Source organism: Anaerobacterium chartisolvens, assembly GCF_003337415.1.
In the GTDB taxonomy this organism is placed as follows: domain Bacteria; phylum Bacillota; class Clostridia; order Acetivibrionales; family DSM-27016; genus Anaerobacterium; species Anaerobacterium chartisolvens.
The window spans coordinates 234,725-249,687 of sequence record NZ_QPJT01000003.1 but is presented as its reverse complement, the minus strand read 5'-3'; the positions used below and the strand labels follow the sequence as shown (position 1 = coordinate 249,687).

The following is a 14,963-nucleotide window of genomic DNA, read 5'->3' as shown; positions in this document are numbered from 1 at the left end:
CGCTACGCTGCGGAAGCGGACGAATCCGTCCCCAAGATTCCTCCGCTACATTTTTGCAAGAATTATAGCTTGAAATTTCACTCAAAATAGTTTTCATACAGCCTGCCGTCCAATGTCATGCTAAGGAATAACCTGTATGGTATTTATGTGCTTTCCCCCAGTGTAAATATGGGTTGCACAAGATACACAAGGGTCAAAAGACCGGACCGTTCTGCCTAATTCTACAGGATTATTGATATCTCTCACAGGTGTACCGATAAGTGCCTGCTCAGCAGTTCCCTTCAAACCGTTACTGCTTCGGGTTGAAAGATTCCAGGCAGATGGTGTGATGATCTGGTAAAACGAAATAACCTGATTGTTGATTTTGAGCCAGTGCCCCAGAGCTCCTCTTGTTGTATCAATCAAGCCTTTTCCGACAGCGGTCTCAGGAATGGTATACTCCTTTTGTACTGATACGCCGGGAATAAGATTTTCAAGCAGTGTATTCATTATTAATGCTACCTTTCGGGCTTCCAGAACCCTGGCAATGGTTCTGTCCATGGTTGATATTCCATTTCTGTACTCGCCGGAGAGCCATTGCCTTGCCAGAGGCCCGCTCTCAAAAGGCAACCCATTGTATCTTGGAGCCTTTACCCATGAGTACGCATGAGGCTTGCTCATATCAGCTTCCGGGTCAGCTTCAAGAGGCTTACTGAAGCTTTGTTTATCCTTATACCAGGCATAGTCTATCTGCTCAGTGATGTTATCCGGATTGAATAAACTTGTTTCACCACCTATATATACAAGAGGATTCACATATAAGGTTCCCAGATTCTTATAGCCGTTGAAACAGCCAAAGCTTAAAAGGTTCCCATAACCCCTTCCAATATAAAAGTAATCTCTGTAATATTCTGCAATGGTATATACATCAGAGAGCATTCTATCATTAATAAATTGGTATATGGAGTGTAATATCGATTTTATCTTGATGATTTTATCAGCAGTTGCCTGTGTGGTAATTCCTCCAATAAATACTCCATGGTTATGTGGAACCTTGCCGCCAAGTACGGCAAGCATTTCGTGTGCACTACGACTTAAGTCAAGAGAATCAAAGTAATCCTTGACCAGTCTGTCATTCTTTTCTTTTGGCAGTCTGAAATCACTATGTTCTGCCTTAAACAGAGGATAATCCTCAGGAAGCTTAACAAAATCAGGGAGAGTATATTGGTAAAAATGACGGATATGGTTTTGAAGGAATTCACACCCATGGAGTATGTCTCTTAAGTATCTTCCCTGTTCAGCTGGGATAACTCCTATAGCATCCTCCAGAGCAAGGGTGGAAGCCATGGAATGGGCAGTTGAACAAATCCCACAAATGCGCTGGGTGAAATATACCGCATCAAAGGGGTTTCTACCATGTAGCATTTTTTCAAATCCACGAAACAACAGCCCTTCTGTTCTAGCATCCACCACCCGGTTGTTTTCAATATCCGCTTGAATTTCCATGAATCCACTTATCCGGGTAACAGGATTAATAATAATCTTCTTGCTCACTTTTTCACTCCTCTTGTTATGTTGTAGCTGATAAAAGGTTCCATTGCGTCAGGGAATCCAAATTGTGCACAGCCAATGCAAGGAGTGTCATCCTCAATAGGCCAGTTAACATATTGATTCCACTGTCTGATTGGGCAGTCTATGCGTGTTACCGGCCCGCGGCAGCCCAATTTGAACATACAGGTTTTGTCACCAAGCTTTTCTGCAAATATTCCTTTATCAAAATATGACCTGCGGGGACATCTGTCATGAATTAATGTGCTGTAAAATAAAAGAGGCCTATCCCTGCTGTCAAGCTCGGGTTGTCCATAAAGCAGGATATGGGCGATTGTACCCATAAACCAGTCCGGATGGCAAGGGCAACCTGGCAGCTTTATGACCTTTCGATTTAATACACTCTGCACACTGACACACTTAGCAGGATTCGGTCTAGCTGCAGAAACCCCTCCATGGGTTGCACAAGCACCTATAGCAATAACATGGGCTGCCTTCTCGCCAAGTGTTTTAACTGCCTCAAGCGCAGTTATCCATTTACCATTCAGGCGTCCGATAATGTTGTAAAGGCCGTTGTTTTTAGTCGCAACAGCGCCTTCCACAGCAAGGATATAGTCACTTCCCGGAATACTAAACAGCTGCTCCATCGCATTCTGCCCTTCGCTGGCTAAAAGACTGTTATTATAGATAAAATGAGTCATCTGCGAAATCAAGTACTTGAAATCAGGATTCGATCCATCGAGAAGTGATATGATATTTCCTGAACACCCAGTCAATTCAAGCCACACAAGATTCCTTTTCCTCAAAACATCCTGTCTGATTTGTGTCTTCACAGTCTCCACAAGACTTGCGGCTGTGTTGAGCCTTGCTTTATATTCAGGGCAGGTAATACTTCCATTGCTCGTATTCAAAGGGGCCATTCCCTCCTTTATTTGAACCTCTCACCTGTTCAGTGAGTGTGTCCACTTACATTGTTTCCAACTTTCCAACTGCTCTTAATTTACTCAGTATAGGCTGCCCTGCATGACAGGAAGCAAATTCGTTGGTGAGGTTTTTGCCTGCCGTCAGGCCAAAGTGTGTTGCAGCCGCCCAAGTGGCATTGTTTGTAACATCATAAACAATACCATTTACCGCTACATATGCGGGGTTGCCACCCTTTCCATCAAATCTGGATAGCTCTTGCAGTGTAAAGGTTGCTTGGGTTCCCGGAGCCATTGGCTGCATCAAGGCAGGCGGATCTGCTATAGGGGTAACCCCCGGTTGAAGTGGCAGAATTTGCGGCTGCACAGTCTGGCTCATAGCTACAGCAACAGATTCAACCATAGATATTCTGTCTATTAAATGGTTCAGTATCAGATTCCTTGTATATATACATGGAACTACATATAATAAGCTTATATCATAATTAATTTCCGCCATAATACGGTCAAGGTTTTTGCCTGAAAAATCTTGTACTCTCATGCTTTCCTCCGGCAATAAATCTAATATATTTAGTATATTCCGAAGGAGTCTTTTAGGTGATTTATATAATTATTTACTTAACATACCCTGAGAACCATCTGACCTTTTCACAAATAATTCTCTCAACCTCAAGACAAATTTCATTGAATACACCCTTCAGTGCTTCGCTTAGCTCACATCCAAATCCGGCTTCCGCTGCTTCAATACCAATTAAACAGCCCCTCAATGGGTTCGAGTATAGCCGCATTAAATCAAAAATGCTCATGTCATGCTGAAAGCCGGTTTCTCCATATGTAGTAATCACTTCCTCCAAATTATATAAATGAATGCTTCCAGCTGCTTTCCCTGAGTATGCAGCATCCAGAATAATTACAAAATCATCTTCCTTTAGCTGATGAAAGCAAGACTGAAAATCGGTTTCTCCAATAATGACTTGAATTCCCATTGATTCCAGATTGTTTTTTAAATTCTCTAGAATCTCTATGGCAATACCATCATCCATCATAAGCCTGTTCCCAATACCAATAGCTTTTATCATTCCATTAACACAACCCATCGAATTAATCCTGAATAATTGCGCCACTAAATATATATATGCTGAAGCACCATTTTTTATCCATTAGCATTTCATCCCTGAATAAAATCCGACAGGCCCTTGCGTTCCAACTTCATGCCATCGGCAAAAGCCAGCGCTCTTTCCCATGTCTTTTCCGTTTCATACTTGAAAAACTGATACAGTGGACTTAACTCCTCAGCCTCGTCATACTTTTGCAGGCACTCAAAGTACATCCGCTTATCCTCCTCATATACGATGAGGGGAGGATGATTTCGTATCATGAGGTATTTGTCCAAATCGGCGACCGACGTAATTTTGTAAGCTTGCCAAAAGCCAATAATCTGGTTATATTGGTCCAAGTGCATTCCTCCTTTCGTATTACTGGGTATATTAATGTACTCGTATATAATCTCACACTCCGCATTTTTTGTGACTGACTTTATTGGACAGCAGAGCTACTGTTGTAACTTCATATTCTCTCTGTATTTACCCGGTGTAATCCCTTCATATTTTTTAAATGTTCGTATCAGAGCCAGACTGCTGGTATACCCGGCTTTTTCAGAAATCTCAGCTATACTCAGCCCGGTGGAAAGCATCAGCTTTGCATTTTCAATACGCTGTTTATGGATATAGTCTAAAATACTTATCCCAGTACGTTTTTTAAATATTCTGCTCAAGTAGGAAACATTCATTTCATATTTCACTGCTATAGCCGATACATTTAAGTTCTGATCGGAATAATGATGATTAATATAATCAATTATTTCAGTAATCTTACTTTGTGCCTCTTTGGATTGGTTATTGTCGCTGTACTCTACAATACTCTTGAAAATCAGTTTTATCTGCTTCTTTAATTCAGTTCCTGATTTAGAATTAATCATTCGCGTCATGGGATCAAGCTTATTAAAATAATCCATGTCAGCCTTGGATTTAAATTCTCCGATTGCATTGAGCATTATATTAATCAAACCGAACATGCGGCATTTTACGACTTGAAAGTTAGCTGTATGAGACGGCAAATATAATTCCATAATACTGTCAAGCATAAGACTGGCATTCTTAAAATCATTGTCCAATAAATAATTCATAAAACAAATTTCATTTTTCATTGTGTTTATATTCTCTGTCTCATCCGCTTTGCTCTGCTCTATTGATCCATATTTGATCACTATATTTGATTTTTCCATAAGTCTTTTATATTCTAAAATTTCAAGAGTCTCCGAATATGCGGCGGGAATTCCGTCAAAATCCTTCTTAATATCACTGACTGCAGCCGAAAGTTGAATGTCAAAATGCTCCTGTATAAGTTTAATTGAATTCTGAGCCGCTTCTGCAACAGCATTGTAGCCCGAATCAACATCCGCATCGTCCATCCCATGTTTATAATTGATTAGGCAAACACTCATGCCATCTATCTCAGTAAAATATCTTATATACTTATCACCTATCAGCTCCTCAGTGATATTTTGAATAATAAAATAAACCAGCTCAGTATTTTCTTCATCCGGATTTTCGCTGTTATTGAGCAATATACTTTCAGGATTTTCTATTTCAAAAGTAATAACAATAAAATTATTGCTTTCAAAATCTATTTTATATATTTTTTGCAGGTTTTCCATACGGGTTTTATCCCTGATGCTGCCCTTGAGCATTCTCATAAGAAAGTTTTTGCGCAACGGAATATCCTGATTCCTGATCCTTGTTTCTGCGTTTTCCTTGTCGGTAATGAGAGAGTTAATTGCGTTTTCTATCACTTTGTACTCATTCATGCCGGACTGCTTAAATAAAGAAGCATTCTTTGATGAAATCTGGGTTAACCTCCTCAGAGGATCATAATTCTTTTTTGCGACCAGATAAATAACTATAGCACCCAAAACAACGCATACTCCAATATAAAAGTATACTACTGTTTTAATGTATCTGATTTTATAGGCAAAAACCGATGAGGGCATGGAAAGGATATATTCTAGGTTGATAATCTCCGACCCTACGTGGGTTACCGTTATATCCTGATTTTTATTGCTTATGTTAAAAACACTGTTATAAGCTTTTAAATCCTTATAATTTACAAACGGGAAATCGTCCCCGCCATAAAGCTTTAAATCTTCATTTAAATTGTTGAGAATGGATATATTGGCTTTTGATTCGGTATCCAGGCTGCTCATTACATCGCTGAGCTTTTCAGCATTTATAGCTATCATCATTGTAACCCCGGGCGATTTTGAATATATATTGGGTGTAAGGGATTGAAATAATACTACGGAATTTCTGGCACCCGTACCGCTGTCTTTTTTAGAAATCCTTATATTTCCCGGGTTCACTTGCTGAATCTGCTTTTGCCATTCCTCCAATCCTGTCATAAAGGCATCTTCTATAAAGAGTTTTATTTCGCTGCCGGTATATATGCCATTGTCAGTTAAAAGACATCCGCCGTGGCTGAAATACAAATATATATTTTCAACAAAGCTGTTTGACACAATATATTTTTTTAGATCCTTTTGGATATTGCCCATGGTATACAGGTTTTGCGGCGTATACAGTTCCCGGGAATTTGAAAGAGTTTTAATTTTGGGGTCAATTGCCAAAGCATTGCCGATTTTTTTTAATTCCCCCATCTTGCCGTCAACCAATATTTTAAATTGCTGCAAGGAGGCCAGATGAACACTTTCTACCTCATGCTTTATTATGTTTATTGAATTGTAATATACAAATTCGCCTACTATAATAGGGATTATAAAAATTAACAAATTGGTAGCTATCCAGGTTTTAAAAACTTTTTTCCTATTTTGAATCTGTCTCTTTATCTGCATAACTCCTCCCTCTTCCCTTAAGCCGGTAACCTGCCGCATCTAAATATTTAGCAATAAAGATTTTACATGGGGGATATAGTTACAGGCTGTGTGAAAACTATTTTGAATGAAATTGTAAAGCTTTGTCCTTGCAGAAAAACAGCGGAGGAATCTTGGGGACGGATTCTTATGCTTCCGTAGCGCAGCGTAGGACTGAAAGGAAAGCAGAAGAACCGTCCCCATGATGCCGCAGCGGTGGCAAGCTGCGGTTTTATCGCTTGTTATATCTGTCCAGAGCGTTCTGTTGTATTTTTATAATCTGATCAATACCCATATTTTTAATCTCGCTTACAAATGCATCGTAGTTGGAAACAGACTCACTTCCCATTATGAATTTAACAGTCATATCATCGACATAAGCTATGATATCACTCATCCCTGAGGTATAAACAGCCTCCTCCTCATAGGTTCGGTACAAGGGCGGCATATTCCAGCTATTATCCGTTTGTCCCCAATATTTTCTGGATTCCAGCTGTGCCTCAGACAGCAGGGAGTTCATCCACTGCTCGTCGGCTACACCCGGAGTTGATAAGCCATTGAATCTGGTCTCTAACATCCACGCCCATGCCGGTTCCGGATCGTTGAGAATCCTCTCCACTATGACAGGCTTCCCTTCCCTCATATTATAGGAAGTTCCTTCTATACCCCAGTTTGTCATCAGTATGCCCTCTTTTGAATATACATAGTCCAGCCATTTTATTGCTGCTTCGGGATATTTGCAGGAGGTTGTTATGGCAGTAAAGCCACCCACGCTCCAGGTGGTATAGCGGAAATGTACCTGCTCGCCTGTCCCTGATACAGGCGGATTAACCGGCTGCAAATAAAAATCCGGATCTTGGGCGGTTTTCGACACTTTGCTATAATAGTCTCCGACCCACCCAAACCCAAGGTTTGTCGCTCCCGCCTTGCCGGCGGGCATATATTTTGCCGAAAAAGTATCGAGATCAGCATCTCTGACCATAAAGAACTTATCAATCAGGCCTTCCTCATACCATTTGTTCATAAAGGTTAAATACTTCTTATAGCCAGGTTCAATGGGACCAAACTTTACTTTTCCGTTTTCCTGGTAAAACTCCTGCCCTTTTCTGTTAGTATAAGCCGTACCAAATGCAGTCAAAAATTGCGAATTAAGCCCTGCACCTGTTTTATTTATCAACAGTGGGGCCACAGCGCCTTTCTTTTCTTTAAAGGCTTTTAAAACAGTATACCAATCATCCAAAGTAACCGGAATTTCCAGTCCCAGATCGTCAAGCCAGTCCCTGCGGATAACCAGGCCATTTCCCGGATTAGCTGCTCTGGGTATAATGGGCCTGTTTATGTCGGAAATGTCGGCATTAATTTGTGCAATCCCATATATGTTACCTTTATCTGTGATTGTCAGCTTTTTAGTAATTGGGTCAGAATTAATAATTTTTTTATAGTTAGGGGCATATTTATCAATCAAATCATTCAATTTAAGTATGACACCGTCGTCTATTGCCTTGTCGTAACCGCCGGGATAGCTGTAATCATTGCTTTGGGCAGCATTAATATCCTCAATCAGATCCGGTAAATCCCGAGATGCTATCATAAGATTGTAAGCCTCAGCCGCTTGTCCGGCAGGAGGTTCTATCCACTGGATTTTAATACCTGTCCTTTTCTCCAGCTCAATATTGGATTTCATAATTGAATTTGACTTTACTCGTGACTGCAGAATATAAGGCATCCAAACCTTTAAGGTTATTGGTTCTTCGACGATTGGAAGAGCTTTAGCCGATGTATTGGATAATTTGGAATCTGCTGTTGAAGTGTCTGCCGTTGCCGTATTTCCGTCTGATATATTATTATTTGGGCTGCAGCCTGAAAACACCCCAAAGAAAGCCGAAAGAACAAGAATGAGCGATATCTCCTTTACTGTCTGCATAAGCACCCTCCCTGTTTATCATATCCTATTCGCCGGTTGACATGCACCCATATTATTTCATATACATGGGTACCTGTCAACCGCATGGCATATTTTGTGCTACATGCCTGTATTGAATATCAGTCTTCGGGTTTGTTCAAGGCATCTGCCAATGCGTTTATATATTCGTTCCTTGCCCTTTTGCCAATTTCGGTATCGTTGAATATCGTCTCAAATCCATGGAAGCACCCCGGGTATAGATGGAATTCAACAGGGACATCCGCCTGAGCTAAACGGTTGACATACTCAATGGTTTCATCCCTGAAAAGATCAAGGACTCCAATGCAGGTATACGCAGGCGGCAGTCCGGTCAAATCTCTGGCGCGGGCTGGCGCCGCATACCCCGGAACCTCATCGGCAACGCTGCTGCCAAGGTACATGCTCCAGGCCAGCCTGTTTTGTTCCCTGTTCCATAGCCTTGGAAAGTTCTCTTTATTTATTTCATAGCTTGAAGGTGTGGTGTTGCGGTCATCGAGCATAGGATAAAGGGGCATTTGAAACGCAATTTTAACCTCTCCCCTGTCACGTGCAAGAAGTGCCAGCGCGGCTGTAAGCCCACCGCCCGCGCTGGCTCCGGCAACGGCGACTTTAGAAGTATTAATGCATAACTTATCTGCTTCATTCACCATCCATTTAAGTGCCGCATAGCAATCCTCTATAGCCGCCGGATAAGGATATTCCGGTGCCAGGCGGTAATCTACCGATACAGTAACGCAATTTGCCGCAATTACAAATTGCTCGCATAAGCCGTCATCTATGTCCAGGCTTCCCAGAACATAACCGCCTCCGTGAATCCATAGCAATGCAGGCAGAAGCGCTTCTGTTCTCCCGGCAGGCTCATATATTTTAACTCTGATTTCAGACTCCGGCCCCGTTATTTTACGTTCAGAAGTCTTAACAAGCGGAGACCTTTCTATCTTAGGCATCTCAAAGCCCTCGGGGATCTGTGGGTTCCGCAAATCAACAACAGGAAACCCTTCCATTATTTTTCTTAATTCGGGAAGTACGTGTTCCGCTCTTTTCATATTAACCTCCATAAGCCGCATAGCGGCTACAAAATGTAATGAAATCTATATCCTTTATCACTATTCCTCGGTATTCTTATCGCATTTATAAGCTGTTTAAAGAACGCTGTTGCTAGGCCTCGGGAGAGCTTTCCCTGAATACACACTCAGCCTCGAAGCTGAGCTTGACACTGTCCGTCAACGTTCCTCTGGTGATTGCACTGTGCAGTATTTTTATACAGTTACAGCCCATTTCCTGGAGCGGGGGAGCGAAGCTGGTTATACCGGGCTTGATAATACTATTGACAGTATTGTTTCCGTAAGAAATAATCTCAAAATTTTCCGGAATGTCAAATCCAGCTTCCTTAATGCAGCGGACAACTCCCGTCACCATACAGTCTGCCAGAACAAAAACCGCCGTGGGCAATGCTTCAGACTTTAAAATCTCCCGCATCGCATTATATCCTCCCATGTCATTAGCCTCACTAAAAACAGTCGGAAGAATAAAAGCGTCGGTGCCGGAATCAAAATTCTGACTTCTGAATCTGTCAAAATAGCCTACCCCTCGAAGGCTCAACGCCCGGCTTGAATAATCCGGCGATATAGTTACGAATTTTTTGTGCCCCCGCCTGATAAAATGGCTCATTGCCTTGCTTCCCAAAGTATAATCATCAGTAAGCACCGAGCAGTAACCCCTGGCTGTGCGGTTGTATAAAACCACGGGAATATTGAAACTACTGTTCTCGATAAATTCTATGTCACTATCGGTAAGTGCCATCAAAACCGCACCCGAAGCAAATTCACTGCAGATCCACGTGGATACCTGATGTAATTTTCCCAGCTCATACGGTAATAAGATTATTTTGTACTGTAACCCCTGATCCCTCATGTATTTATGAGTATTTTTAAGAAACTGGTTTATAGGGCTTCCTTCCAAATTGAACGGCAAAAAAACACATATTACAGATTTGTGAAAATTCCTTTTTTTACGCCTTTCCCTTTTTACAGGCTGATATCCCAATTTATTCGCAGTCTCTAAAATCCTCTCGGCTGTCTTGTCCGAAATCCTGAATTCATCGCTTCTGTTATTCAATACAATGGAAACAGTGCTTAGCGATACTCCCGTCAATTCTGCTATTTTTTTTGCATTTATTTCGTTAGGTTTCATATACACTACCTCTTGAGCATAATACGCCGTAAATTAATATTTTCTCCCTTTATTGCTATTATACTATAAGCTTTAAAAAACACAAAAATTATTGTTTAAATTGGGTGCATAAATTATATCTGACACAGCATTTCGGAAAATCGCAATAGGGACTACAATTGAAGCACCTTTTTTACATAACAGCATAATTATCCAAAAAAAATGGGTAAAAAGAGCCAATATATTATGGCGTTTTATTCCAGATCCAGATTTTTAATAAGCTCCCTATCTATCTTCCCCTCACTTCGAGGGGAAGGAAAAGAAGGTCCATGTAGGACTTGTAGGATGTCTTCTTATTTCTTTCGCTAGCTGCTTTACATGCGCCTGCGTTGTTCTTCTCATTTTCTTCTCCAGTGCCCTTCTTTTTCTTCCCCTCAATATGAGGGGAAGATAGAAGGGGAGTTAAAATTTGCATTTTCGTCACTTAAATTAAATACACCCGTTGGAATTCATTAAACCAATACTTTCCTATTGAACCACGGATAAGAGTTAATATTAATCTTCGGGATAAATTATATCCCGACGGAGGGGCAGCCATTCCTGCAGTGCAATTTTAAGAGTCTCGTCCCACAAATCCCATTCATGCCCCATTCCCTGAATAACTTCAATCCTGGTTTCATATCCCCATTCCCTGAGATCCTTTTCGGCCAATGTAGCACGGTGAAGTGCGTGATCACTATCGCCGACACGGAAGAAAACCTTGGGCAGCTTCTTCCCCAGTTCTACGTTATTTTTTGCCGCAGCATAAACATCGTTGACAGTACCTTTGATATATTCCGGATCGTTAATTTTCTCATCGATGCCGCCGCTGACCGGGCTTTTCATTATATTGTCAAAATCAATTTTACCATTAACCGTTTTTACCATGCTTGGAACTCCGGGGCGGTAAGAAGCCCCGGACATCAGCAGAACTGCCGCATACCTCTCAGGATAATTCATGGCTGCCTTCATTGCTCCGTGAGAGCCCATAGACAGACCGGCAATAAATGTATCCTCCCTTTTATCAGATATCGGAAATAATGTTTTGCAGAGTCTTGGCAATTCTTCCGTGATATAGGTAAAGTATCTGGTCCCGTCTTCATAGTCAGTATAACAGGAGTTATTTACACTTGGCATTATAACCGCAAGCTTATTGCGATCCGCATATCGGACAATATTGGTAAAATTTACATAATCACTGTCGTCGCCGCTTCCGCCGTGCAGCAGATACATAGCCTGATATTTCATCCCTGGAATATACGTGTCTTCAAAGCCCGCCAAGCTGAGGTCAAAGCTTATTGTAGGTAAAATCACAGTAATATTTGTATTCATTCTTAATGCTTTTGACAGGAAATTCATTTTTAAAACCGCCATAAGTAACCCACCCTTCTAAAATAATAAGAAAATACGCTCCGCCCCTTTTAAAATATCGTTGATAAGATCGGCCATGTTTGCCGATAATACCGAATAGTGGTCGGTAGCATACAATACATTTTCACATACCGAAACATGAAGATTACAGATGCTCCGGCAAAACCATTCAAACGATATATACAGCTCTCCGTTGCGGTGCAGTGCCTCACAAAGCATTGACGTTATACGGTTGTCAACGGCACAGCCAATACTGCCACGCGCAAACTGCAGTTCCCTTCCGTCTTTGAGTATCAGCGCAGCCGAAAGGGTATCCTCCGAAGGTGTATACTCTGCGTCAAATACCTCTGCTATAAACGAAAGAGGTACACACAGGTATTCTCCCCTCACCTCCTGTCCTCCGTTCAGACCATGGTATTTAAGCTTCTGCCACTTTATTGCAGGGCCGGACATACCGATAACACTGTTTTTGAACCATGCTGTTGAGCAGTCCTTTGCGATTGCGACGGCAAAGCTGTCACCGACGCGCGGAGCAACGGTTCCGGTATGCACTATGCTGCCGCCCTGCTCGCGGCGAGTGCCGGAAAAGAAATAATCCCAGACCAGACCGGCGTCATCAAGAGTTTGTCCATGGTCACGGTTCTTGATATCCAGGTAAACCAAATCGGCCCTTTCTCCGCTGTAAAACGCAAGGTTATTCTCACCCTGAATGCTGATTTCAGGCAGGCTTTTACAGCCGTTGATACTAAGCCAGTATTCCCTATTGTATCTGTTTAATTTCAGGTCGTCGGGAAAGCCGTTCAATTCGGGACGGGATTGCCAGATGGCCAGAGGGCCTCCACGGTTTATGATTTTTCCGTCCCCGTCATATAGAAGTCCTCGGCCTACCGCTGCACCCGAACCGGCAGCACCGGCAAGGAGGTTTCCGAAATTCCGCGCAAACTGGTTGGTCATCATGTCTCCCATCGACATACCCTGCATGAAAACCCGTCCCTCGTCAATATTATACTTCGACTTCATCAAGTCGAGCAGTCCAAGCACCAGCCTATTGTCGTGATTTTCCCCGGGACTGCTCGGAGTCGGATGCAAACCCGGTTCAAGGCCTTTTTCCAGCTTGGCCTTATCCCACTCCACCGTCCAGAACCTTCCCGAAGATGAATTGGGAAATACCAGTATAAAGCCATCGCGGTCTGCGACCATTGTCCACGAGGTGTATATAGCCTGTCCCCAGCCCGTCATCATTCCGCCGTGCATCGAAAATACCAGAGGAGTCTTCTTTGACGGATCGTAGCTTTCGGGCACATATTCATACCAGGTGTCTTCAATGCCGTCGGCTATGACTCCAGTGTACTCGGTCAGCCTTTCGGGGTAGACCTGGGAGTTGTTTCCGTTTTCATTTACAACCACATCAGTGGTTTTTATAATCTCGGGAAGATAATCCCTGTTATTGTCGTCTGGGGTTCCCGGCAGGATTGTGACTTTTTTATTCATATTATAAAATCATTCCTTTATTAAAAAATATTTTCATATTATCTTCAACAGCATTGCCCTATCCTGTCACAGCATTTTATAAACAATTTACCGTCCCGTTTTCGTCGGTATAGGTTATCTTATATTCCTTTGTTCTTAAGTCGGCATCCAGTGAGGTGATATAACTGTTTTTTGTCCAGGTTATTTTAAGTAACCCGTTCTCAGCCCCGTCGTCTATTGAAAACTCGCCGTCAAAGGCCGGATAGGTATTTCTGAAGCGCATTATTTCGTACATTCTTTTCAGCATCGGATACTGAACCCTGTCCTTGATTTCAGCCTTTGTATAATTGTGGCGGTTAATGCTTCTGGGCTCTCCTACGCGCTTAAGCGTTTCCAAATCGTTCTCTCCGGCCAGCAGTCCGACATAGTAAACCTGGGGAATACCTGGAGCATAAAACTGCACTATACGGGCAACCAGATAGGCTGCATCATCTTCATCCAATGCAGAATAATAAGTGCACATAAGCTGGTACTGCTTGGCTTTGCCCCCCGACGCTTTTATTATGCTTTCAGGTATTTTTAAATACATCCGGCTTTCCTCGGTTTTTTTGTTAAGCCGTTCCGTCACAAATTCAATTTCTTCCTCGTCCAGCAGTCCGGCAACATCGACAACTCCAATGCCGTCATGAGTATCAAGTGTTGTAAACTGCTTGCGGGGGCATATTTTCATCCAGTTAACCAGCCTGTCGGTACGGCCCGACAACAACCCGTGAAGCAGCAGCATCGGTAATGCAAAATCATACACCCAATGCCCCTTCTCTGCCATTTTAAGCTGTATTTTATAGTTTTCATGAATTTCAGGCAGCATTTCGGTGCCTGAAGCCTTCAATGGCTCCATACCGATATCCAGTACGTCCCAGACCTCCGGTTCCACAAAGAAACAGCTTGTACCCGGGCGCTTTGACGCATATGCAAACGCGTCAAAGCGGATAAGCGGCACATATTTTGCTATGCGCTCGAGGTTTCGTTTATAATACTCCTTTGTAACAGGAGACCACGGATCTATATCTACCTGCTCTTCAAAGAAGGTATTCCATATCTTTACCGTCTTTCCGTCCTCTCTGGTGAATTCCTTGTAAGGCCCTCCCAGCTTTCTGCGGTAAAGGGCTTCCAATTCCTGTTCTGTTGGTTCTCCATTCGGCCAGAACTTTTCCCAGTGTATAAACATATCCTTGTACGGTGAGGCGTCGCCGTTCCTCATGTAATCCTTAAATTCCTCACAGCGTATTGATGCATGATTAATCATAAAATCAGCCATCAAATAATACTTCTCCGAGAACTTTTCTATATCTGCCCAGTCCCCGAAGGAAGGCTCCACAATATCATAGTTGATAACGGCAAAGCCTCTGTCTCCTGACGAAGGAAAGAAAGGAAGGATATGAACCCCGCCGATTACTCCTTCAAAATGCTCGTCAAGAATCCCGTACAGATCTTTTAAATCACTTCCCATGCTATCACCATAAGTAATCAGCATCACCTGATTTGATATTTTTTTCATAATACCTCCCATGAGCCACATAATATAATGAAATTTATA

Annotated in this window: 13 protein-coding genes; all 13 read right to left on the bottom strand. The window is 42.3% G+C overall.

The annotated features are described in order from the left end of the window. Positions 1 to 120: 120 nt before the first annotated feature. A complete protein-coding gene (locus DFR58_RS04170) occupies positions 121 to 1,533 on the bottom strand; it encodes a nickel-dependent hydrogenase large subunit (RefSeq protein ID WP_114296542.1) in 1,413 nt (470 codons plus the stop codon). Further along, entirely contained in the window at positions 1,530 to 2,438 is a 909-nt protein-coding gene (locus tag DFR58_RS04165) for a hydrogenase small subunit (protein WP_242987387.1), read from the bottom strand. Before DFR58_RS04165 ends, DFR58_RS04170 begins: the two co-directional genes overlap by 4 nt. Before the next feature lie 55 nt (positions 2,439 to 2,493). Further along, positions 2,494 to 2,988, bottom strand: a complete 495-nt coding sequence (locus DFR58_RS04160; protein WP_114296540.1) for a cytochrome b5 domain-containing protein — start codon at positions 2,986 to 2,988, stop codon at positions 2,494 to 2,496. A 73-nt stretch (positions 2,989 to 3,061) separates the two neighbouring features. Continuing rightward, positions 3,062 to 3,526 (bottom strand): hydrogenase maturation protease, encoded by a 465-nt coding sequence (locus DFR58_RS04155; RefSeq protein ID WP_170138027.1) that lies wholly within the window; start codon positions 3,524 to 3,526, stop codon positions 3,062 to 3,064. Positions 3,527 to 3,615: 89 nt separating this feature from the next. Further along, entirely contained in the window at positions 3,616 to 3,903 is a 288-nt protein-coding gene (locus DFR58_RS04150) for a Fic family protein (RefSeq protein WP_242987386.1), read from the bottom strand. Between the two features lie 96 nt (positions 3,904 to 3,999). Continuing rightward, the gene (locus DFR58_RS04145; protein ID WP_170138026.1) at positions 4,000 to 6,354 is read right to left on the bottom strand and encodes a helix-turn-helix transcriptional regulator; all 2,355 of its coding nucleotides are present in this window, start codon (positions 6,352 to 6,354) and stop codon (positions 4,000 to 4,002) included. Between the two features lie 250 nt (positions 6,355 to 6,604). After that, entirely contained in the window at positions 6,605 to 8,296 is a 1,692-nt protein-coding gene (locus DFR58_RS04140) for an extracellular solute-binding protein (RefSeq protein WP_114296537.1), read from the bottom strand. 119 nt (positions 8,297 to 8,415) lie between these two features. Continuing rightward, a complete protein-coding gene (locus DFR58_RS04135; RefSeq protein WP_114296536.1) occupies positions 8,416 to 9,360 on the bottom strand; it encodes an alpha/beta hydrolase in 945 nt (314 codons plus the stop codon). 112 nt (positions 9,361 to 9,472) lie between these two features. Then, a complete protein-coding gene (locus tag DFR58_RS04130; protein WP_114296535.1) occupies positions 9,473 to 10,507 on the bottom strand; it encodes a LacI family DNA-binding transcriptional regulator in 1,035 nt (344 codons plus the stop codon). 268 nt (positions 10,508 to 10,775) lie between these two features. Then, complete coding sequence (locus DFR58_RS04125) at positions 10,776 to 10,961, bottom strand: hypothetical protein (RefSeq protein WP_114296534.1); 186 nt, start codon at positions 10,959 to 10,961, stop codon at positions 10,776 to 10,778. Between the two features lie 80 nt (positions 10,962 to 11,041). After that, entirely contained in the window at positions 11,042 to 11,899 is an 858-nt protein-coding gene (locus tag DFR58_RS04120; protein ID WP_114296533.1) for an alpha/beta hydrolase, read from the bottom strand. Positions 11,900 to 11,914: 15 nt separating this feature from the next. Then, on the bottom strand, positions 11,915 to 13,387 hold the full coding sequence (locus tag DFR58_RS04115; RefSeq protein ID WP_114296532.1) for an alpha/beta hydrolase family protein: 1,473 nt from the start codon (positions 13,385 to 13,387) through the stop codon (positions 11,915 to 11,917). Between the two features lie 76 nt (positions 13,388 to 13,463). Continuing rightward, positions 13,464 to 14,924: a sucrose phosphorylase gene (gene gtfA / locus DFR58_RS04110; RefSeq protein WP_114296531.1), complete on the bottom strand. Its 1,461-nt coding sequence runs from the start codon at positions 14,922 to 14,924 to the stop codon at positions 13,464 to 13,466. Positions 14,925 to 14,963: the final 39 nt, after the last annotated feature.